Source organism: Rhizobium sp. Leaf384 (assembly GCF_001424065.1).
In the GTDB taxonomy this organism is placed as follows: domain Bacteria; phylum Pseudomonadota; class Alphaproteobacteria; order Rhizobiales; family Rhizobiaceae; genus Ferranicluibacter.
The window spans coordinates 183,792-204,383 of sequence record NZ_LMQE01000009.1 but is presented as its reverse complement, the minus strand read 5'-3'; the positions used below and the strand labels follow the sequence as shown (position 1 = coordinate 204,383).

17 protein-coding genes and 2 pseudogenes are annotated in these 20,592 nt (G+C 61.8%); 8 read left to right on the top strand and 11 right to left on the bottom strand.

The genetic code is table 11. From position 1 onward, the window contains the following. Positions 1–7: 7 nt before the first annotated feature. On the top strand, positions 8–805 hold the full coding sequence (locus tag ASG25_RS20285) for an IclR family transcriptional regulator (protein WP_062478593.1): 798 nt from the start codon (positions 8–10) through the stop codon (positions 803–805). 89 nt (positions 806–894) lie between these two features. Then, entirely contained in the window at positions 895–1,749 is an 855-nt protein-coding gene (locus ASG25_RS20280; RefSeq protein WP_062478590.1) for an amidohydrolase, read from the top strand. A gap of 10 nt (positions 1,750–1,759) precedes the next feature. Here the strand turns inward: ASG25_RS20280 and ASG25_RS20275 are convergent, their stop codons facing one another. The 3 genes from ASG25_RS20275 to ASG25_RS20265 form a co-directional block, all read right to left on the bottom strand. Further along, positions 1,760–2,878: an ABC transporter substrate-binding protein gene (locus ASG25_RS20275; protein WP_062478587.1), complete on the bottom strand. Its 1,119-nt coding sequence runs from the start codon at positions 2,876–2,878 to the stop codon at positions 1,760–1,762. 26 nt (positions 2,879–2,904) lie between these two features. Continuing rightward, positions 2,905–4,017 carry a CaiB/BaiF CoA-transferase family protein gene (locus ASG25_RS20270; RefSeq protein ID WP_062478904.1) on the bottom strand — a complete coding sequence of 371 codons (1,113 nt, stop codon included), beginning with the start codon at positions 4,015–4,017 and terminating at the stop codon, positions 2,905–2,907. Positions 4,018–4,549: 532 nt separating this feature from the next. Beyond that, entirely contained in the window at positions 4,550–6,589 is a 2,040-nt protein-coding gene (locus ASG25_RS20265; protein WP_062478584.1) for an NADH:flavin oxidoreductase, read from the bottom strand. Between the two features lie 123 nt (positions 6,590–6,712). Here ASG25_RS20265 and ASG25_RS20260 point away from each other — a divergent pair, with 123 nt between their 5' ends. The 4 genes from ASG25_RS20260 to ASG25_RS20245 all read left to right on the top strand — a co-directional run bounded on the left by ASG25_RS20260 (position 6,713) and on the right by ASG25_RS20245 (position 10,834). Continuing rightward, a complete protein-coding gene (locus ASG25_RS20260; RefSeq protein ID WP_062478581.1) occupies positions 6,713–7,351 on the top strand; it encodes a TetR/AcrR family transcriptional regulator in 639 nt (212 codons plus the stop codon). A gap of 332 nt (positions 7,352–7,683) precedes the next feature. Further along, on the top strand, positions 7,684–8,685 hold the full coding sequence (locus ASG25_RS20255) for an ABC transporter substrate-binding protein (protein WP_062478578.1): 1,002 nt from the start codon (positions 7,684–7,686) through the stop codon (positions 8,683–8,685). A gap of 129 nt (positions 8,686–8,814) precedes the next feature. Next, positions 8,815–9,702 carry a proline/glycine betaine ABC transporter permease gene (locus ASG25_RS20250; RefSeq protein ID WP_062478575.1) on the top strand — a complete coding sequence of 296 codons (888 nt, stop codon included), beginning with the start codon at positions 8,815–8,817 and terminating at the stop codon, positions 9,700–9,702. Further along, on the top strand, positions 9,695–10,834 hold the full coding sequence (locus tag ASG25_RS20245; RefSeq protein WP_062478572.1) for a glycine betaine/L-proline ABC transporter ATP-binding protein: 1,140 nt from the start codon (positions 9,695–9,697) through the stop codon (positions 10,832–10,834). The genes ASG25_RS20250 and ASG25_RS20245 overlap by 8 nt, the downstream gene beginning before the upstream one ends. 153 nt (positions 10,835–10,987) lie before the next feature. Here the strand turns inward: ASG25_RS20245 and ASG25_RS22375 are convergent. The 3 genes and pseudogenes from ASG25_RS22375 to ASG25_RS20235 form a co-directional block, all read right to left on the bottom strand. Continuing rightward, positions 10,988–11,230, bottom strand: a pseudogene (locus ASG25_RS22375) (2Fe-2S iron-sulfur cluster-binding protein); the annotation flags it as partial. Beyond that, a pseudogene (locus tag ASG25_RS20240) lies at positions 11,229–11,828 on the bottom strand (LysR family transcriptional regulator); the annotation flags it as partial. The pseudogenes ASG25_RS22375 and ASG25_RS20240, both read right to left, overlap by 2 nt. Before the next feature lie 85 nt (positions 11,829–11,913). Further along, a complete protein-coding gene (locus tag ASG25_RS20235; RefSeq protein WP_062478569.1) occupies positions 11,914–12,846 on the bottom strand; it encodes a VOC family protein in 933 nt (310 codons plus the stop codon). 113 nt (positions 12,847–12,959) lie between these two features. Here ASG25_RS20235 and ASG25_RS20230 point away from each other — a divergent pair, with 113 nt between their 5' ends. Further along, positions 12,960–13,859 carry a LysR family transcriptional regulator gene (locus ASG25_RS20230; RefSeq protein ID WP_062478566.1) on the top strand — a complete coding sequence of 300 codons (900 nt, stop codon included), beginning with the start codon at positions 12,960–12,962 and terminating at the stop codon, positions 13,857–13,859. A gap of 20 nt (positions 13,860–13,879) precedes the next feature. Here the strand turns inward: ASG25_RS20230 and ASG25_RS20225 are convergent, their stop codons facing one another. From ASG25_RS20225 to ASG25_RS20210, 4 genes are all read right to left on the bottom strand, one after another. After that, positions 13,880–14,599 carry a gamma-glutamylcyclotransferase gene (locus ASG25_RS20225; RefSeq protein WP_062478564.1) on the bottom strand — a complete coding sequence of 240 codons (720 nt, stop codon included), beginning with the start codon at positions 14,597–14,599 and terminating at the stop codon, positions 13,880–13,882. A 93-nt stretch (positions 14,600–14,692) separates the two neighbouring features. Then, positions 14,693–15,529 carry an alpha/beta hydrolase gene (locus ASG25_RS20220; RefSeq protein ID WP_347360113.1) on the bottom strand — a complete coding sequence of 279 codons (837 nt, stop codon included), beginning with the start codon at positions 15,527–15,529 and terminating at the stop codon, positions 14,693–14,695. 337 nt (positions 15,530–15,866) lie between these two features. Next, complete coding sequence (locus ASG25_RS20215; RefSeq protein WP_062478558.1) at positions 15,867–16,979, bottom strand: FAD-dependent monooxygenase; 1,113 nt, start codon at positions 16,977–16,979, stop codon at positions 15,867–15,869. A 14-nt stretch (positions 16,980–16,993) separates the two neighbouring features. Next, positions 16,994–18,133, bottom strand: coding sequence for an MFS transporter (locus ASG25_RS20210; protein WP_244479463.1), 1,140 nt, complete (start codon positions 18,131–18,133; stop codon positions 16,994–16,996). A gap of 187 nt (positions 18,134–18,320) precedes the next feature. Between ASG25_RS20210 and ASG25_RS20205 the strand changes: the two genes are divergently transcribed. Continuing rightward, the gene (locus ASG25_RS20205; RefSeq protein ID WP_062478552.1) at positions 18,321–19,241 is read left to right on the top strand and encodes a LysR family transcriptional regulator; all 921 of its coding nucleotides are present in this window, start codon (positions 18,321–18,323) and stop codon (positions 19,239–19,241) included. Positions 19,242–19,276: 35 nt separating this feature from the next. On the opposite strand, the gene ASG25_RS20200 is transcribed toward ASG25_RS20205, so the two are convergent. Then, entirely contained in the window at positions 19,277–20,482 is a 1,206-nt protein-coding gene (locus ASG25_RS20200; protein ID WP_062478550.1) for a GGDEF domain-containing protein, read from the bottom strand. Between the last annotated feature and the right edge of the window lie 110 nt (positions 20,483–20,592).

The following is a 20,592-nucleotide window of genomic DNA, read 5'->3' as shown; positions in this document are numbered from 1 at the left end:
ATCCGGAATGTCGGATGCAGACGATGATCGCTACCGCGCACCTGCCCTGGACAAGGGGCTCGACATTCTCGAACTCCTGGCCGGTGTCGATGGCGGACTGACCCAGGCAGAGATCTCCAAGAAACTCAACCGCAGCCCGAACGAGTTCTACCGGATGCTCGATCGTCTCGTCCGGCGCGGCTATATCACCCGCATCGATGGCGACCGATATTCGCTGACGCTCAAGCTCTTCGGGCTGGCGCAGTTGCATGTTCCGACGCGCCGTCTTGCGGCCTATGCCACGCCGCTGATGCGCGATCTCGCCCAGCGGACGCGGCAGGCCAACCAGCTTGCCGTGTTCGACCGTGGCGCGGCCGTCGTGATTGCCCAGCAGGAAGCACCGGATTACTGGGGCATTTCCATTCGCGTCGGCTCGCATATCAGCCTGTTCGACACGGGTTCCGGCCACGTCCTCCTTGCCTTCCGCCCGCAGGAAGAGCGCGAAATGATGATCTCCGAGCATGTGAAGAGCCGGAACGACATCGCATTGACGCCGGAGTTTTTCGCGCGCCTGGATGAGATCCGCGCCCGCGGCTACGAGATGATGGCAAGCGCGCAGACGGCCGGGGTCTTCAATCTGTCGGCGCCGATCCTCGGCCCGGACCGCCGCGGCATCGCGGCCCTCACGGTGCCCTATATCAGCCTTGTCAACGCGCCGACGGCGCCGGATATCTCGACGACGATCTCGCTGCTGCAGAAGACCGCCGAAGAACTGTCGCGGCTCGCCGGTTCGGACGTCCAGCACGACCCCTCGCCCGAAGCGTAAGCCGGATGTCTTCGCGCAGATCCATTCCTATTTGAAACCTCTGACGGCCCGTGAGAGTGTTTCGCATGCAAGGCTCGGGAGGAGCATTCATGATCATCGACACGCATCTTCATCTGATCGACAAGACGGCGCTTGCCTATCCCTGGCTGTCCGCGGTTCCGGCCCTCGATCGGGATTATCTCTACGAGACCTATCGGCTGGAGGCTCTCCGCTGCGGCATTGCCGCGAGCCTGCACATGGAGGTCGATGTCGCGCCTGACCAGATCGAGGCGGAAACGCAGCATGTCGGGCAGCTTGCGGGCCAGCCCACGAGCCTGATCGTCGGCGCCATCGCCGCCTGCCGGCCGGAAGACGCGGACTTTCCCGCCATGCTGGAGCGTCAGCGCGACAATCCGCTGGTCAAAGGGTTTCGTCGCGTCCTCCACGTCATGCCGGACGAGCTGTCGGAAAGCGCTGTCTTTCGTGACAACATCAAGCGGCTCGGCGGTAGCGGCCTCACCTTCGATCTCTGCACCTTGCCACGCCAGTTGGGCCACGCCGCCGCGCTCGCCGATCTCGCACCGGATGTCACCTTCATCCTCGACCATTGTGGAGTTCCCGATATCCGCTCGGGCGACATCTCGCTCTGGCGGGATGAGCTGAAGAATGTCGCGCGCCGGCCGAACGTCGTCTGCAAGATTTCCGGGCTGATTGCCTATACCGATCCCGACAGCTGGTCCGTTGAGACCATCCGTCCCTACGCGGAGACCGCCATTCTGCAGTTCGGGTGGGACCGTGTGGTTTGGGGAAGCGACTGGCCGGTCTGTACGCTTGCGGGCAGTCTCTCGACCTGGGTTGCCGCCACGCACGCGCTGCTCGCAACGAGCAGCGACACCGAGCGTCACGCCCTGCTCGCCGGCAACGCGCTGAAGCTCTGGAGCCTCGACCTTCCCAAACGGACGTGAAACGCCGGATTTAGCGCGTCCGGAAGCTCTCGCGGAACAGGCGGTTGAGATCGGCTATCACCGTCGCTGCCGGCAGCCCCGTGAGGAGACCGCGGTTGATCGTCTCCGATGCGGCCTGCTGGAAGGCCATATAGCCATCATGGCGTGGGCGAACCCACGCCGCGTCCAGTGTCGCTCGTGTGGCACGATAGGATTTGGCCGTCGCCGCGTTCACCCTGTCGTCGTCCCAGGCGGCGGCGTGTCCCGGCTGTCCTCCTGCCCGTGCATAAGAGCCCCTCTGCACGTCGCCGCTTGCGATCCAGTAGGCAAAGTCGACGGCGTCCCGGACGGAGGCCGAGAAAGCGGAAACGGCAATGCCGGTCCCGCCCAGCGCGGAGCCGACGGGGCCTTTGTCGCTCGCGGAAGGGATGTTGCAGAAATGGATCGGACTCTCGCGAAAGCCGGCCATGGCATAGCTGACATATCCGTAGATCAAGGGCGCGCAGACATGGGTCGATCCGGCCACGGCCATGGCCTCGAGCACCGCGATCGGGTCCATCTCGAAGCAGCGTTCGGGAACAAGGCCAACGAGCGTGCGCAGCGCTTCGAAAGCGACCAAGCCCTGATGCGGCGGAATGAGCTGATCGCCATCCACAGCGCAGGGCGTCCCGTGATTGCCCGCCAGCGTGTAGAAGCTCATGAGACTGTGCGGCGGCCGAAGCGGCAGCAGAACCTGTCCGCGACGCGCGAGCGCCAACACCTCCTCCCATCGGCTTGGAGGTGCAGCTTCCAGCAGATCCGGGCGGTAGGCCTGAACCTGCGTCGCCGCATCGATGGGAAGCGCCCATTGCCGTCCCTCCCAGGCATAGCTTGAAAAGGAAACGCCCGCACTGCCGACACGGAGCGCCCTCGCCTCTGCTGCCTTCTCCGGGACATCGAGCGGCACGAGGCAGTTTTCCCGGGTGATCTGACCGACATGCGGGTGATCGATGACGATCAGATCATAGGTCCGAGCCAGTTCCTCCACCGGATAGGTTTCGAAATCCTGCAGGGAGCGCTTTTCCCAGTGGACGGCGACGCCGGTTTTTTCCTGCCAGAGGCGCGCGCACGCGACCATCGGATCGTAACCGCGGGGATGGTTCCAGGTCATCCCCCGGAGGAACGTCTGCCGTCCACTCACAGGCCGAACTCCTCGCGGATCGCCGCACTCTGCTCGCCAATCCGCGGAGCAGCGCGATCAAAGGTCGGGCGCACGCCGTCGATGCGGAGCGGCGAGCGCGTGGTGCGGATGGCGACGCCGTCGTCGCGCGAGACTGTCTGCAACATGTCGAGATGCTGGAAACCATCGCTCTCCAGGAGTTCCTTCCAGTCCATCACCTTGGCGCACCAGATATCGGCCGGCTCGAGGATTGCGAGCCATTCTTCGATGGTCTTTTGCGATATGCGCTTGGCGATCAGCGCCTTGATGGCGTCCCGCGCTGTAAACCAGCTGGACGGGTCGTCCCGGAAAATGCCGAGCTCCTCCATCTCGAGCAGGTCCGCGAGTTTGGGGATTGGCGTCATCGCGATGGCGAGGTAGCCGTCCGCCGCAGGGTAGACGCCGTAGGGTGCCGAGAGATAGGCGTGCGCGCTCCGGAAACTCGACCGTTTCGGCAGGCGCTGGCCGTCGTTCAAATGCGTGGTGAGCACCTCGAATTGGAGGTCGACCAAAGCTTCGAGCAGGCTCGTTTCGACATGGCTGCCTTTGCCGGTGACCCCGCGTCGCACGAGGGCTGCGAGAATCCCCTGTGCCGCGGCCGCGCCCGCCAGCATGTCGCCGATCGCCAGCCCGAAGGGAACAGGGCCCTGCCCTTCATCGCCGTTCAGCCACATCACGCCGGAGCGCGACTGCGCCAGAAGATCCTGACCGGGTCGGGAGACCCACGGCCCTTCATTGCCGTAGCCGCTGATCGAGCAGAACACGATGCGGGGATTGAGCGCCTGCACGCTGGGATAATCAAGCCCGAGCCGCTCGATGACGCCGGGACGGAAATTCTGGATGACGACATCCGCGCGCTGCAGGAGCTTGCGCAGCGCAGCAAGGTCATCCGGGTTCTTCAGATCGATCGCCAAGCTCTCCTTGGCGCGGTTGATGGCATGAAAGATCGTGGAATCACCGCCAATCTCCGTATCGCTGAGGTAAAGCCGCCGCGAAAGATCGCCACCATCCGGCCGTTCGATCTTGATGACGCGGGCCCCGAGGTCCATCAGCCGAAGGGAACAGTAGGGACCGGAGAGGAACTGGCTCATGTCCACGACCAGAAGCCGGCTTAAGGGGCGTTGCACGTCTTCTCCTGCCGCCGCAGTCGCCGATGGCAACGGGGTCGGCGGAATGTCGGACAGGGGTTTGGCTTTGTGCTGGGGCTGGGGAACACGCATGAGGCTGGCTTTCCGGGGCGGAAGGTTCGGCCGGTTTCCGGTGTCCGGCCAACAGTGCCGGCAAAAGATGCCGACCCCCGAGCGCTGATCCCTCCAGACGCCACCCAAAACAAAATCTTCTTATGTGAAGATAGTATTCACATGTGGTTCGGGATTGCAAGACGCATGCTCTGCGAATGAAGCCGGCTATAGCCGCGTAGGCAGACGCCGGATGACCTGCCGCTGATCGTCGAAGGCATGAGCTACCGCTAAAACGCTCGCGATCGTGGAATCGCCAAGACTACAGCCGCCGTAAACCCGCGCGATTCGGCCAAGCCGTGCTTGGTCGGCATGCCGTATCAGGGGCCGCGACGAGACAGGTCACTGTTGACCGACGGTCGGCCCCATTGCGGGGCCCGCCGCTTCACAGGTCCTTTGCCAGTCGCAAGGCATCGTAGATTGCCGCATGGGTATTCCTTGCCGAAACCGCGTCGCCGATGCGGAAGAGCTGGTAGGTGCCGGCCGCGTTTCGTGTGAGGGTTTGCGCGTGACCCGTGATCAGGTGGTCATAGGAGACCTCGCCCAGATTCCGGGAGGCAGGGCGGAGTTCGAAATAGAGGTCGTCGAGCGGGATCGTGCCGTGATTGACGACGATCTGGTCGACGACGCGCTCCCGAGCGACGCCTCCGTAATCGCTTCCGACCCGAGCGACAATGGCGTTGCCGCGTCGCTCGGCGGCCTCGAGGCGGTAGGTCACGGTAAAGGACACGTCGAGCGCCTGAAGCGAGCGCATGTACGGCACGAGATTCATCGCCATGACCTCCGGCGCGAAGCTACGATCCGGCGTCATGATCTCGACCCTGGCGCCGGCTTTCGCGATGATCTCGGCGGCCTGAAGGCCCGCATGATCGCCGGCATCGTCGAAGACGAGCACATTTGCACCCGGCTTCACGTCGCCGGAGATAATGTCCCAGGAGGACACCACGAGATCGTTGCCGGACGAGAGGATGTCCGTATGCGGCAGCCCCCCGGTGGCAATGATGACCACGTCGGGGGACTCGGCCGCGATCATGTGAGCGTCCGCCCAACTGTTGAAATGGAAGACGACGCCATGTTTTTCACACTGGCCCATGCGCCAATCGATGATGCTCATCATCTCACGCCGGCGCTCGCTCTGCGCGGTGAGCCGGATCTGGCCGCCGGGATGGTTCGCCGCCTCGAACACGACGACATCGTGGCCGCGCTCCGCCGAGACGCGGGCGGCCTCCAGGCCTGCGGGCCCGGCGCCAGCAATGACGATCTTGCGCCGGATCTCCGCCTTCGGAATGGCGTGCGGCATCGTTTCCTCACGACCGGTCGCGGCATTGTGGATGCAGAACGCCATGCCACCTTGGTAGATCCGATCAAGACAGTAGTTTGCGCCGACACAGGGACGGATGTCGTCCTCGCGCTTCTCGATGATCTTGCGCACGATATGGGGATCCGTCATGTGCGCGCGCGTCATGCCGACCATATCGACCTTGCCGCTTGCGATCGCGTGGCGGGCGGTGGCGACGTCGGGAATCTTGGCCGCGTGAAAGGTCGGGAAATGGGTTGCTGCACGGATCTCGCCGGCAAAGTCGAGATGCGGGGAATTGGCCATGCCCTGGATGGGAATGACGTCCGTCAGGCCCGGGTCGGTGTCGATATGCCCCCGGATCACGTTGAGGTAGTCGATGAGACCGCTGTCGCGCAGACGGCGTGAGATTTCCAGGCCCTCAGCGCGTCCCGTACCGCCGGGCAGACCTTCGTCCGCGGTGTAACGCACGCCGAGGATGAAATCATCGCCCACCCGGGCGCGCATCGCCCTGAACACATCGAGACAGAAGCGAAGGCGCGTGTCGAGCGAGGCGCCGCCGTAGGGACCGTCGAGCTCGTTGGTCACCGGCGAGGTGAACTGGTCGATCAGGTGGCCGTAGGCCTCCAATTCGACGCCGTCCATGCCACCCGCCTTCATGCGCTCTGCCGCGTCGGCGAAATCCTTGATGACACGGGCGATGTCCCAGTCCTCAAGCTTTTTCGGAAAGGCGCGATGCGCAACCTCCCGCTGATGTGAGGGCGCGATGACCGGCAACCAGTCGCCCTTGTCCCAGCGCGTCCGCCGGCCGAGATGCGTGAGCTGGATCATGATCGCCGCACCCTGCTCGTGCACGGCATCCGTCATCTCTCGGATAAAGGGTACGATCTCGTCCTTGTAGGCGAGCAGGTTGTTGAACACGGGCGGGCTGTCCTTCGAGACGGCTGCAGATCCTGCCGTCATGGTCAGCGCCACGCCCCCTTTCGCGCGTTCCACCGTATAGGCCCGATACCGCTCTTTCGGCATTCCGTCTTCGGGGTATGCGGGCTCGTGAGATGTCACGATGATACGATTGCGAAGGGTCAGGTGCTTCAGCTGATAGGGCTGCAGGAGGGGATCGCTGGACATGCATCGGCTCCGGTGGTGCTTGCGAGATCACCGGTACGGAGAATGTACAGCTGTGTCAACTTTAAAAACATCTATGTACATTCCTCTTGTCTGCAGCTGTACCTTTTGTTACGAACATAGCGTATGGAGCAGGTGGTGAACGACAGCGGCTGGCGTGGGTCCTACGAGGGGTGGTTCGATGCCGCTTACGCATCACTGCTGGAATCCGGCGTCGACTCGGTCAGGATCCTGCCGCTGGCAAAGCAGCTCGGCTTATCGCGCACTAGCTTCTATTGGTTCTTCAAGGACCGGGAAGCGCTGCTCGATGCGCTGATCGCCCGCTGGCGCGACACCAATACCGGCAACGTCATCAAACAGTCTGAAGCCTATGCCGAAACACTGGTCGAGGCGATGCTGAACGTGTTCGACTGCTGGCTCGACGCCAGCCTCTTCGATGCGCGGTTTGAATTTGCGGTGCGCAGCTGGGCGCTGCAGTCGCCCGATATCGAGGCTGAGGTGCAGCGCGCCGATGCGGCACGGATGAATGCGCTTGCCCGCATGTTCAACCGTTTCGGCTATGACGAGGTCGCTGCCGATGTCAGGGCGCGCACGACCTATCTCGTGCAGATCGGCTACATCTCCATGCAATCCCGCGAGGAGGTCGCGCTGCGGATGAAGCGGATCCCCCATTACATCTCGATTTTTACGGGACAGGACGTGCAGCAGCGGGAGCTTGATCGCTTTCACGCGAGACACGGTTACAGACCGGCATCGGGGGAATAATGGCTCTTGCGACCGCCTCTTTCGGCTCCATTAAAGGACGCAGCGAGCGTCGAGGAGACGGGGATTCGGCAGCGCTACAGCTTTCGTTGATCCAAACGCGTCTTCGGTTGGCGCGGCAAGACTGTCGTTTGCCCTGCACGTTCGTCACATTGCCTACTCCGGTTGAGGGTGCTGGCCCTCGCGGAGGATACGGTACGCAGGAATGGCTGGAAACCGCGAACACGGTCTCCAGGCAAGAGATGAGGAAGAACAGACGATCCTTCACGTCATGAAGCGGGTGTCCGCGGCGCCCCGCTTTTCGCGTCTGCCGCTAAAAACAAAGGGGAACGACAATGAAGAAACTATTGGCTTCGAGCTGCCTGATGATGGGCATGGGCTTCGGCATGGCGAGCGCCAGCGCCGCCGACTGCGGCAGCATCACCATTGCCAGCATGAACTGGCAAAGCGCTGAAGTTATCTCCAATCTCGACAAACTGATCCTCAACGAAGGCTATGGTTGTCAGGCGGAGATTACGGTCGGCGACACCGTTCCCACGATCACCTCCATGGCAGAGAAGGGTCAGCCGGACATTGCGCCCGAGGCCTGGATCGACCTGCTTCCCGATGTCGTTGCCAAGGGCACGCAAGAGGGCCGCATCGTCAAGGTCGGCTCGCCGCTTCCCGACGGCGGCAATCAGGGCTGGTGGATACCGAAATACCTGGCCGACAAGCACCCGGACATCAAAACCATTCCCGACCTCCTGAAGCACCCGGAGCTGTTCCCGAGTGAGGAAGACGCAAGCAAGGGCGCGATCCTCAACGGTCCGCAAGGCTGGGGCGGCACGGTTGTGACGACGCAGCTCTTCAAGGCGTTCGAGGGCGAAAAGGCGAACTTCACCCTGGTCGACACAGGCTCCGCCGCCGGTCTCGACGGTGCGATCGCCAAAGCCTACGAACGCGAAAAGGGTTTTGCGGCCTACTACTGGGCCCCGACCGCGCTGCTCGGAAAATACCCGATGGTCAAGCTGGAAGCCGGCGTGAACGCAGACGCCGCCGAATGGAAACGCTGCAACACCGTTGCGGACTGCCCGGACCCGAAGCCGAACGCCTGGCCGGTCGATACCATCGTCACCCTGGTCGCCAAGCCCTTCTCCGAGAAGGCCGGTCCCGAGGTCATGTCCTATCTTGAAAAGCGCTCCTGGAGCAACGACACCATCGGCAAGCTGATGGCCTGGATGACGGACAACCAGGCGAGCGGCGAAGACGGCGCCAAGCATTTCCTGAAGGAAAACAAGGACATCTGGACCAAGTGGGTTTCGGCCGACGCGGCCGCGAAGATTGAAGCGGCCCTTTAAGCTCCGTCCAATGGGGTGGCGCATGCCTGCATCCAGTCCCTTGGGGCTGGTGCTGGCAGCGCCGCCTCCCGCTTGCCGTCAGAACAAGAAAAACACGTCGAACGGCTCCTTCCAGAGAAAGGAACCCGCATGGAATGGTTTTACACATTTCCACACATGGATGACGACGCGCTTCGCAATCTGAAAAAGGCCATCGACGAGGGATTTCGGGCCTTTACCCGCACCTATGGCGACGCGATCGAAAGCCTCTTCTCGCCGCTGCAAAGCTTCCTCCTTGCGACAGATCGGTTCATGACGCAGACCCCGTGGCCGATCATCACGGCGATCATCCTGGCCATCGCCTGGTTTGCCAGCCGCAGCGTCAAAATCGTTCTCGGCTGTCTCGTCACCCTGCTCCTCATCGGCTATTTCGACATGTGGACCGACACGATGCGCACGGTCGCGATGATCTTCGTGTGCACAGTGCTCTCGATTGCGGTCGGTCTGCCCATCGGCATCTTCATGGCACGGTCCAACACGTTTCAGCGGATCGTCAATCCGATCCTCGATGTCATGCAGACCATGCCGAGCTTTGTCTATCTTATCCCCGTGGTCATGCTTCTCGGCATCGGGCGCGTTCCCGGCCTGATCGCCGTCGTCATCTACGCCATCCCCCCGATGATCCGGCTGACGGATCTCGGCATCCGCCTTGTCGACAAGGACGTGCTGGAGGCCGCCGATGCCTTTGGCACCTCTGAGCGTCAGAAGCTTCTCAAGGTGCAGCTTCCCCTCGCCCTGCCGACCATCATGGCCGGCATCAACCAGACGATCATGATGGCGCTCGCCATGGTCGTGGTGGCCTCGATGATCGGCGTCCAGGGCCTCGGTCAGCCGGTGCTGAAAGCCATCGCCAACCAGTACTTCACGCTCGGCATGTTCAACGGGCTCGCCATCGTCGGCATCGCGATCATCTTCGACCGCGTCAGCCAGGCTTACGGCAAACGCCTTCAGAAGCACCGGGAGATCGTCCATGGCTGATGCCCTCGCTCAAAGAGCCTTCGGCGGCATTGCCGTGCGCAATCTCTACAAGATCTTCGGCCCGAACGCGTCTGCGCATGTGGATGCGGTGCGCAACGGCATGACCAAGACCGACCTCAACGCCAGGCACGGCCATGTGCTGGGGCTGCGCGACATCAATATTGAGATCGCCTCAGGGTCCATTCAGGTGATCATGGGTCTGTCCGGCTCCGGCAAGTCCACGCTGATCCGGCATATCAATCGTCTCATCGACCCGACGGCCGGCGAAGTTCTTGTCGACGGCGTCGACGTGGTGACGATGGGGCCGGACGAACTGCGCAATTTCCGGCGCCACCAGACGGCCATGGTGTTCCAGAAGTTCGCCCTCCTGCCGCACCGAACCGTCCTCGACAACACGATGTTCGGCCTGGAGATCCAGGGGATCAACCGCACGACATCGCGCGACACCGCCATGCGCTGGCTGGAACGGGTGGGGTTGAAAGGGTTCGAAAGCAAATATCCCAACCAGCTCTCCGGGGGCATGCAGCAGCGTGTCGGCCTCGCGCGCGCGCTGTCCAACGATGCCCCCGTTCTGCTGATGGACGAAGCCTATTCCGCGCTCGATCCGCTGATCCGGATGGACATGCAGTCGGTCCTTCTCGACATCCAGGCGGAGATCCGCAAGACGATCGTGTTCATCACGCACGACCTCGACGAGGCTCTGCGGCTCGGTGACCAGATCGCGATCCTGCGCGATGGCGAGGTGATCCAGCAGGGAACAAGCCAGGATATCGTGCTCCGGCCGGCCGACGATTATGTGGCCAGTTTCGTTCGCGAGGTGAACCGCGGTCGGGTGGTGCATGTCGAAGCCGTGATGACACCGCTGCACATGTCACACCGAAGCCATGAAACCGCTGGTCGCGTGATCACCTCCAACACGACGATCGAAGAGGCCCTTCGCCTTCTCGTCGGCGTACCCGAAGATGATGCCACAGTGGTCGACGCCACGGGACAACCCGTGGGAACCGTGAGCTTCCGCCAGCTTGCCGGAGCCATGGTCAATGCGCATGATATCGGGCAGCCGACGCAGGACGGCAGATCGGCGCTGCCCGAGGCGACTGAAGAGGAATTCCGGCTCAGAACCATCGTCTGACGATCCAGGCAGGCTCTCTCATGTTGGGCCTGCCTGCTACCGGCACGGTGTTTACGTTGCCGGACGCCATCTCAAGGCGGTTCCAGGGTCCAGTGTCGGCCTGCGACCACCTTGGCGCCTCGATCCATCGTGTCGAGGCGACGTTGTCTTGCTCTATCGCTCGATCACGAGATCGCTCAGCGGCTTGGAGCAACAGGGCAAGAAGAAGCCAGCGTCAATTTCCCGCTGGCGAATGCCGCCATTGTGGTTCATGGCCACCTCACCGCTCAAAAGTTTTGATTTGCAGGTGCCGCAGAGGCCTGTCGCGCACGACGAGGGGACCTTGATGCCGGCCTTCTTTGCGCATCCGAGGACGGTTTGTCCGCCGGCCACCTCGATCGAGCGCCCCTGTTTGCTTCAGACTGCGTGCGAAGAAATACTGCACGAAAAAATGACCCTGCTCCAGATCCGAGGGAGCAGCCGGCACGCCATGTTGTTCGAGATATCCCGGCGTCGCGTAGGTGACGATCTCGACACTGCATAACTTCCGCGCAGCAATTGATGTACCGGGTAGATCGCCGGCCCGTATTACGCAGTCTATCCCCTCTTCGACGATGTCGGCCTGACGTTCCGTGACACCGAGATGCAACTCGATATCTGGGTAAAGCGCGTAAAATTCCGGCAGCCGAGGGATCAGAATTGCATTGGCAAAGGTACCTCCGACGTCAACCCGAAGTCTGCCACGCGTGGCAAGGCGCCCGCGCGTGGCCTCATTGTTCATGTCTTCGAAATCGGCAATCAGGCGAATGGCGCGCTCGTAGTAGGCGTTGCCTTCGGAGGTTACGCTGATCGACCGTGTCGTGCGCTCAAGCAGTTTGAGGCCCAGGCTGGTCTCGAGATCCTGAACGAGCTTACTCACGGTCGACCGCGGCGCCCCCATCGTGTCCGCTGCCTTCGCAAAAGATCCCGCCTCGACGACGCGAACAAAGGCTCTGATCGCTCCCAACTGATCCATTGGCGTTTCTCCATCGAAACTCGCGAAGGCCATTGCCTCGAAGTCGATCGAACCCTTGCGAAGGCAACTCGTTTGACGGGACGTGTCACGCAGCCAGCGGCACGAGGTTGGCCTGGATCTGGTCTCGAAATTCCTCGTATCGGCTCGGCAGCTTCAGTGCTTCTCCGAGATGCGCGGTGTCTTCGTCGCGATTGAAGCCGGGCTCGTTGGTGGCAACTTCGAACAGGATACCGCCTGGTGTGCGAAAGTAGATCGCCCAGAAATAATCGCGGTCGATGACCGGGGTTACCTGATACCCGGTGTCCATCAAAGCCTTGCGCACCTCCAGCTGCGTCTCACGGTTATCCACGGCAAAGGCGATATGGTGCACCGATCCTGCGCCCTGGCGTGCAGAGGCAGTCTTTGGCAACTCAGCGAGATCAATCGTATCCGCGCCGTTGCCGCCCGGAATAATGAAACGGGTGACATTGCCCTGCTTTTCGACGCGCTGATAGCCCATGAAGCCGATCAGTTCTTCGGTCGCAGCGATGTCGTGCAGGCTGAAGCGGGCACCCGCAAATCCGCGTATGGCCGCTTCGCCGGGAATTCCATCGGCCAGCCATGGAGCGCGGGTGTCGTTCGCGGATTCGATCAGCGCGAGACTGTCTCCATCCGGACCCATGAAGCGAAGGCGGTTGTCACCGAAGACAGTGTCGGTTTCCAGACCGTCGACGCCGTGCGCGGCGAACCGATCCTGCCAGAACTTCAGCGACCCCTTCGACACGGAGAACTGTGTCTCGCCGACCTCACCCACACCCGGACGACCCAGCATCATGTCCTGGAACGGGAAATAGGTCATGACCGTTCCGGCAGAGCCGTTTTCGTCCCCGTAATACAGATGGTAGACGCTCGGGTCGTCGAAGTTCACCGTCTGCTTGACGCGGCGCAGGCCAAGCGTGTCCGTGAAGAAGCGGTTGTTCTGACGGGCATCCGATGCCATCGAGGTTACGTGATGCAGTCCCTTGATATCCTTGATCATGACGATGCCTTCCTTGGCGCTATGTGATCTGATGGGAGCAAACTACGCCTGTTGATCACTCACCGGAATTGCAATATTCATTGTGAATGAGTTGCACTGTGTGAAATAATGACATGAACGATTATAAAGCTCTCCGCACCTTCCTGCTCGCCGCCGAGAAGCGAAACTTTGCCCAAGTGGCGCGCGAACTGGACATGACGCCTGCGGCGGTCACGCGGGCCATCGCCGCACTCGAGGCCGAACTGGGCGTGCAGCTCTTCGTGCGCACCACGCGACAGGTATCGCTGACGACAGACGGAGCAATCTTCGCCGCACAGATACAGCCCGCGGTCAAAGCTCTGGAAGATGCACGCCGGGAGGTGATGAACGCGCACAAGGCTGACGAAGGGCGCTTGCGGATCAGCGCGCCGACGTGGTTCGGCAAGACTGTTCTGCCGCCGATCCTCTCAGGCTTCAAGGAGCGATATCCGAAGATGAGTTTCGAGATCTCGCTGTCCGATGGATTGGTAAACATCGTTGACGACGATTATGACCTCGCCATCCGCATTTCGTCGCAGCCTTCGGACAAGTTCACGATCTGGCGGAAGGTTCGGGTGGTACCACGCATCCTCGTCGCCGCACCTGGCAGCCGGTTCGCTGCGATGGAGCATCCCAGCGAGCTGAAGCCGGATGACTGCCTTGCCTATAGCGGGGAAAGCCGTCGTGAGACTTGGGTGCTGTCGGACGGGGGATCGAGTCTTTCCATTTCAGCGGGCCGGGCCTTCAGCGCCAACAGCGGCGAAGTCTTGGCGGACATGGCCGCGGATGGTGCAGGCGTTGCCTTGTTGCCGGGCTTCAATATTGCCGATCACCTCAGACGTGGCCGCCTCATCCACGTCTTCAAGGGCTGGGCGCCGACCGACCTGTGGTTGACGCTTTTTTATCCGCCGTACCAAGCGCTTCCGCCCCGTATTGCCTCGTTCTCGAAATTCTTTGAGGAACAGGTTGCGGCCCGCATGGTAATGCTGGACTGACGCGTATCTGACAGCTGGGCTCAGTCTTTTGGCATCGCACGAAGCTTTCTGGCTACCTTTTCCTGAAGCTGCCACAGGTTTCGATCGTGGATGTTGCGGTCCACCAGATCCGACACAGTCCGATGCAGATATTCTGCGCACGATCCGGCAGGTCCGCACGCCTGTGCGATCAGCACCGCAGCATCGTCGAGTGAGATTTTCTCCGTGAGCTGAGACTGTTTCGTGCTTGCCCAGAACGTCAGGGCGCGACGTGTGCCCGTAGCAGTCCTGACCGTGACCCACCGAACCATATCGCACACCTCCGAATACCGGATCTCCCGCGCCAGAAGAGTGCGCAGATCCTGCCTCCTGCTCGCACACGGAAGTTTGAGGATGAGGCCCGTACAACTCCCTCCCGGCCGAAGCGCCAACATAAGGCCCGGCGCATCCGAAGTGGCCCGCAGGCGCTCGATCCTGAGCGAGAACGCACGGTGCCATCCATGGGCAACGGCTTCCATACGGGCGGACACGTCGAAACCGGGGTTCCACATCAGGGATCCGTAGGCGAAAACCCATATTCCCTCGTCCCCAGCCTCCTGCTCAACCGTGCGAACGAGGTGATCGAGTTGTCGCGTTGAGATGGGGGTCCAGTTGGGTTCTGGGCCTTCGTCGTCGACCACCCGGATGCTTCTCGCAACAAGGTCTGTCGTGAGCTGCATGGCAACAGGTACACGCGTCTGGCCTTTCGGTTTTTTGAGCATCGCGTTACCTGCTTCGACGGGAATAAGATGAGATGATCTTGTGTTTAGATCGGCGACGGATGCGTGGGAGGCCGCACCCGTCGCCGGTGCCGATCAAGCTTGGACGAAGGCCAGCAAATCGGCGTTCAGCACGTCGGCATTGACCGTCAGCATGCCGTGCGAAAAGCCGGGATAGGTCTTCAGCGTTCCATTTTTCAGAAGCTTGATTGCCTTGTGGGCCGCGTCTGCGATCGGCACGATCTGGTCGTCTTCGCCATGCAGCACCAGCGTCGGAACCGAGATTGCCCGCAGGTCTTCCGTCTGGTCGGTTTCGGAGAAGGCCTTGATGCCATCATAATGGGCCTTGGCGCTGCCCATCATGCCCTGGCGCCACCAATTCTGGATCACGCCTTCCTGCACCGTGGCGCCCGCCCGGTTGAAGCCGTAGAAGGGGCCGGCAGGAACGTCGCGGAAGAACTGCGCCCGGTTGGCGGCGAGGGCAGAGCGGAAACCGTCGAACACTTGGATCGGCAGGCCTTCCGGGTTGCTTTCGGTCTTCATCATCAGAGGCGGGACGGCCGAGACGAGAACAGCCTTGGCGACGCGGCCGGAGGGCTGGCCGAACTTCGCGACATAGCGAGCGACTTCGCCGCCGCCGGTGGAGTGGCCGATATGGATGGCATTGTTCAGGTCGAGCGCTTCCGCCACTGCAAATGCGTCGGCTGCGTAATGATCCATGTCGTGCCCCTCGGACACCTGCGCAGAACGACCGTGTCCGCGACGGTCATGCGCGACGACGCGATAGCCCTTCGACAGGAAGAACAGCATCTGTGCGTCCCAGTCGTCGGAGGACAACGGCCAGCCGTGGTGGAACACGACCGGCTGTGCATCCTTCGGACCCCAGTCCTTGTAGAAAATCTCAACACCGTCCTTGGTGGTTACATAAGCCATGGTCTTGTTTCCTTCGATTGGATGGGGGGCGGATGCAGTCTCGGCTGCGAAGCTGGAAGCAGGAAAAAGTGCGGCAGCCGCTGCGGCAGCACCGGCGGAAACCAGCGCGCCTCTGCGTGTGATGGAAGAAATATGCTGGATCATCTCGCGTCCTGCGATTTCGTGTTGGAAACATCAGCCGATGCTGTGTTTGTCTGACAGCCTGATATTGCCGCCAGATGTGCCCCATCACAATTGCAGGAATAATTTCGAGTTTATTGCCGGTAATGAAATAGTCGCTTTGCTGGGGAAGGCCGAAAGGCCGGAGGTATCCTTCCGAGGCAGCATGCTCCGACAACTAGAGTGCCGAGTCGCCCAACCGTCGCCCATAAGCAACGCTTTGCTCTCCTATGGGCTTCCGCTCAGTCTGATAACGTTTCAAGCCGTCTCGAAGTGAGCTTGAGCGCGCCAGGTGTCGTTGCAGGGACATCGCATCGCCGGCAGCCTTGGAAACACCCATTGCCGTATGGGGACGGGCAACGAACGCTGCGTCTCCGACCAGCGCCACGGATTGTCCAACCATGCGCTCAGCTGCGTAGTCAAAAATCGCCTGGATCGACGGCGTGTCCTCTGCCTGGACGGCGAGGGCGAACGGGGTCGGCAGCATCGCCACCGCATCAGCATGCAAGGCTCCCACCCGGCTTGTGGCCACAGTGCCGCGCGGGAGCGAGTAAGGGTAGGCTGTTTCATCACGATCGGTCAGGGTGCTTGCGAGCCCGCCTTCACTGACGGGGCGATACCAGACCCAGTTGTAGCGCCGTTGTCCCGGCGTTGTTTCGCCGTCCGGGCCAGGCACCAGATAGCCGAGGATATGCACGCCGGACTGGATATAAAAGGCGAAACGATCGATCAGGATGGATGAACCCGAAGGAAGGTTCGTTTCAGGCAGCAATCCGCGCCATGCAACGTAACCCGCATACCGGTTATACCGGTCGTTGTTGAGGTTCGCCCGCACGACCGAGCCAAGCCCGTCCGCACCGATGACCAGATCGGCCTTTTCGGATGAGCCGTCGGCAAACACGATGGTAGCACCATCGTCGGCATCGATCACGGCTTGAACGGCCCGTCCTGTCTGGTACCGCCCTTGTTCCAGGCGCGCCAAAACCTCCGCGTAAAGAAAATTCCACGAAATCTGCATCTGGGGCATCGACAGCGCCTGGGCGACCGAGCCGTCAGCATTGAAGTAGATCCGTTCGCGGGCCATCACGCCGACATTGGCTGCATGATCGGCGCCGATCCTGCGCAGCATGTGAAAGACGTCTTCCTGGGGCACCAGTCCCGCGCCGCGCCTGGCAAGGCCGGCGTGGGAGCGCTCGTAAACAACCACGTCATGGCCGTCATTCTGCAACAAGATTGCGGTGAACAGGCCCGCGAGCGAGCCGCCGACCACGCGAATACGCAATGCTTTCATGATGGGCGCCTTTCTTATTTGCCGGAGGAAGCGATCGAGCGATTGCGGCCGAGGACCAGAACCACAAGCGCAATGATGGCGAGCGTGCCACCCAGGATGCTGACGCCGGTCCATTCTCCCTCGCTCCATGCGAGGGTCGCGACTGCCGAACCCAATGCGCCGCCGAGGAACATGCCGGTCATGAAGATGGTGTTCAGACGGCTACGGGCTTGCTGGTCGAGCGCATAGATGAGGTGCTGGTTCGATACGAGCGCGCTTTGGATACCGAAATCCAGCACGATGACGCCGACGATGAGACCGGCAATCGCGCCCCAAAGACCAAACACAACCCATGCGACCAGCGTCAGGATAGCACCACCCCATACCACGAAGGACGGGCCATGCTTGTCGGCGACGCGACCCGCGAGCGGCGCAGCAAAGATGCCCACCGCGCCAACCACGCCGAACAGACCTGCCACATCGGCGCCAAGGTTGAAACGCGGTCCCTGCAGGTAGAGGGCGAGGATCGTCCAGAACGCCGTGAACGAGGCAAATAGAGCAGCCTGAACGAATGTCGCCGTGCGCAGCGTCGGCAAGCGTGCCCAGAGATGCGCCAGCGAGCGGAGCGCCTTGCCATAGGCCATGCTGGAGGTTGCCCGGTGATGGGGCAATGTCACGAACATCAAGATTGCGGCGACCAGAGCCAGCTGTACGCCAATCCAGAACATTTCACGCCAGCCGCCATGCTCTCCGACAAAGCCGGACAAGGTGCGGCTGAAAAGGACCCCTGACAGCACGCCCGCCATGACCGTGCCGATCGTCGCACCGCGCTTTTCGGGGGTTGCCAGTGACGCCGCAAATGGAACGATCTGCTGCGCCACCGTCGCGCTGGCGCCAACCACAAGCGACGCCATGACCAGCGTCCAGGCCGTCGGCGCCATAGCCGCCAGGGCCAAGGCGACGGCCAGCACGACAAACTGACCGACAATCAGCGGCTTGCGATGAAGGATATCGCCAAGCGGCAGCAGCAGAAACAGGCCAAGCGCATACCCGAGTTGGGTCGCGGTCGGGATCAACGTCGCAGCGGACTGTCCGGGAAACTCCGCCTCGATGATACCCAGCATCGGCTGGTTGTAATAGATATTGGCGACGGCGATGCCGCTGGCGGCCGCCATGGCCAGCAGGCCGAGCCTATCGGTTCCCTTGGCGGTTCCGTCACCGGGTAAGGGTGATGCCTTCGCATGTTGCAAAGTTTCCATCTCGAAGTCTCTCCGTATATTTTCGTTGACCCCCTTCTACAATTTAATCTCATTCCGTTTTAGTCTGCCTAAATGATCGGCCTGAATATCGAGAATCGATATAATGAACACGGATGACGTGCGCGTTTTCACCATTGCCGTCGACGCTGGAAGCCTTGCCGAAGCAGCCCGCCGGCTGGGCATCCCGGCCATGGCTGCAAGCCGTCGGCTGGCTGCGCTCGAAACGTCGCTCGGTATACGGCTGATGCACCGCACCACCCGCGCGTTGTCGCTGACACCGGAAGGCGAAACGTTTCTGCCCTATGCCCGGTCGATCATCGACAATGAGCAGGAAGCCACATCGCGGTTGCGCTCCGATGGCCGGGGCGCGGCCGGATTGCTGCGCGTTTCGGTATCCGCTGCCTTCGGCCTTGCATTCGTGGCGCCGCTTGTACCCCGTCTGCTGGATGATCATCCCGAGCTGCGCATCTCGCTCGACGTGACCGACACGCTTCCCGATCTCGTCGCGACGGGTATCGATCTCGCCATCCGCATTGCCCATCTGCGCGACAACAGCTTGATCGCGCAAAAGCTGGCGGACAATCCGCGGCTTCTGGTCGCGGCACCCGATTATCTTCAACGGCGTGGCCAGCCGGCCTTTGTGGGCGATCTGGCCCTGCACGATTGCCTTCCGCTCAACGGCACCAGTCATTGGACGATGCGTGACGAGACGGCGCCGGACGGTGCGCGGGAAAAACATCTCCGCGTTCACGCGCGGTTTTCGTCGAGCAGTATCGCCATCTGCCATGCCGCCTGCCTGGCGGGCGCAGGCATCGCGCTGTTGTCGCACTGGGCCGTCCGCGATGACCTGCAGGCGGGCCGGCTTGTCGCTGTCACGCTCGCCGACGGCGCGCCCGAGAACATGCCGATCTGGGCCGTCTACCCGACCACGCGGCTGGTTTTGCCCAAGGTGCGGGTATTCGTCCAGGCCCTGCAGGACGCCCTGGCGGCCGATGCCGATCGAGGAAGCAAACCATCCGCTTGATGAGTCAGACCCGAGGGCCCGTCGCTGGGATATGACTAGGACGACGCCGCCAGACGGGGCGCCGGGATGGCGCTGATGATGTTCTGTGTGGCCGCGTCTGCAAGGGCGCTGTGCTCGCTGGAGACAACCTTGTTGCGTCCGGTTGATTTTGCTGCATAGAGGGCTCGATCCGCAAGGTCGAAGGCGGTGTCGAGGGCCTGCGGTCCCTCGGTCACCGGTGCGGCTCCGGCGCTGACGGTGACGGCGCGATCCATGCCGAGACGCGCCCAGTCCGCATGCTCGAACGACACCCGGACGAGATTGCCGACCGCCAGGCCATCGCTCGGCGAGGCGCTCGGCAGATAAGCGACGAACTCCTCTCCTCCTGTCCTTGCGATATGCCCCGACGCTCCGACCGTCTGGCGCAGGACTTCGGCCAGCAGGACGATGGTGCGGTCGCCGGTGGCGTGTCCGAACGTGTCGTTGACCTGCTTGAAATGATCGATGTCGAAGACCAGAGCCGTTCCGCTTGGCGTGCCGCTTCCAAAGGTTCGCTCGATCGCCTTCTCGAAGCCGCGACGGTTGGCAAGACCGGTCAGATGGTCCTTCTCCGCGTCGTTGCGATGTCGTTCGATGGCCTTCGAGACGATCGCGCCGAGGGCCGTGAACGGAAAGATCATGCAAACGGTGATGGTGGAGATATGAACCGCCAGATTGTAGCCAGAATTGGCAAAATCGCCGAGTTGGTCGCTCGACTCGGTGAAGAACGTAAAGAAGGTGGTCCGAAGCACCGAGTCGAACACGACGACCGTGCTCGCCGCCACAAGCCCGATGTCGATGCGGCGGGACGCACGTGGTACGACAGTCACGACGGCGATCCCGAGGAGGACGGCGAAAGCTGCGTCTGTCAGGAACAGCTGCCAGACAAGGCTTTGCTCGATGAAGACGAGATAGGCCAGGATCGGTGTGTAGACGACGACGAGGCCCCGCCGTGCAACACGGTGCCGCCGTGCGCCGAAATGGATCATCAGCCCGCTGCCGTAGCAATAGGCAGCACCGATGAAAACCATGCCCGAACTGAACGCGTCGAACAGGGCGTGCAGGGAGAACGTCGACAGCACGAAGCCAAGCGCGGTCTGGGCAAATCCCGCTGCCCAGTGCCAGGATGGCGTCAACCCGGCGCGCCACAGACAGAAGAATGTCACGGCAACGATGTTGAACAACAGCGGCGGCACGTAGACCACGAGATTGCTTGCCCCCATCGTGTCCCCACGCCCCTTCTGACTTTGGTTCATTGACCGGAGGTTGTAGCGTCGACAGGTTAAGCTTTTGGTCGCCATCGGGATTGCGTGGCTCCGAAACCGCCAAGAGA

Coding starts and splice junctions, on each gene's coding strand:
- ASG25_RS20285 (WP_062478593.1), top strand. CDS start 8: ATGTCGGATGCAGACGATGATCGCTACCGCGCACCTGCCCTGGACAAG.
- ASG25_RS20280 (WP_062478590.1), top strand. CDS start 895: ATGATCATCGACACGCATCTTCATCTGATCGACAAGACGGCGCTTGCC.
- ASG25_RS20275 (WP_062478587.1), bottom strand. CDS start 2,878: ATGACCTGGAACCATCCCCGCGGTTACGATCCGATGGTCGCGTGCGCG.
- ASG25_RS20270 (WP_062478904.1), bottom strand. CDS start 4,017: ATGAGCCAGTTCCTCTCCGGTCCCTACTGTTCCCTTCGGCTGATGGAC.
- ASG25_RS20265 (WP_062478584.1), bottom strand. CDS start 6,589: ATGTCCAGCGATCCCCTCCTGCAGCCCTATCAGCTGAAGCACCTGACC.
- ASG25_RS20260 (WP_062478581.1), top strand. CDS start 6,713: ATGGAGCAGGTGGTGAACGACAGCGGCTGGCGTGGGTCCTACGAGGGG.
- ASG25_RS20255 (WP_062478578.1), top strand. CDS start 7,684: ATGAAGAAACTATTGGCTTCGAGCTGCCTGATGATGGGCATGGGCTTC.
- ASG25_RS20250 (WP_062478575.1), top strand. CDS start 8,815: ATGGAATGGTTTTACACATTTCCACACATGGATGACGACGCGCTTCGC.
- ASG25_RS20245 (WP_062478572.1), top strand. CDS start 9,695: ATGGCTGATGCCCTCGCTCAAAGAGCCTTCGGCGGCATTGCCGTGCGC.
- ASG25_RS20235 (WP_062478569.1), bottom strand. CDS start 12,846: ATGATCAAGGATATCAAGGGACTGCATCACGTAACCTCGATGGCATCG.
- ASG25_RS20230 (WP_062478566.1), top strand. CDS start 12,960: ATGAACGATTATAAAGCTCTCCGCACCTTCCTGCTCGCCGCCGAGAAG.
- ASG25_RS20225 (WP_062478564.1), bottom strand. CDS start 14,599: ATGCTCAAAAAACCGAAAGGCCAGACGCGTGTACCTGTTGCCATGCAG.
- ASG25_RS20220 (WP_347360113.1), bottom strand. CDS start 15,529: ATGGCTTATGTAACCACCAAGGACGGTGTTGAGATTTTCTACAAGGAC.
- ASG25_RS20215 (WP_062478558.1), bottom strand. CDS start 16,979: ATGAAAGCATTGCGTATTCGCGTGGTCGGCGGCTCGCTCGCGGGCCTG.
- ASG25_RS20210 (WP_244479463.1), bottom strand. CDS start 18,133: ATGGCGGCCGCCAGCGGCATCGCCGTCGCCAATATCTATTACAACCAG.
- ASG25_RS20205 (WP_062478552.1), top strand. CDS start 18,321: ATGAACACGGATGACGTGCGCGTTTTCACCATTGCCGTCGACGCTGGA.
- ASG25_RS20200 (WP_062478550.1), bottom strand. CDS start 20,482: ATGGGGGCAAGCAATCTCGTGGTCTACGTGCCGCCGCTGTTGTTCAAC.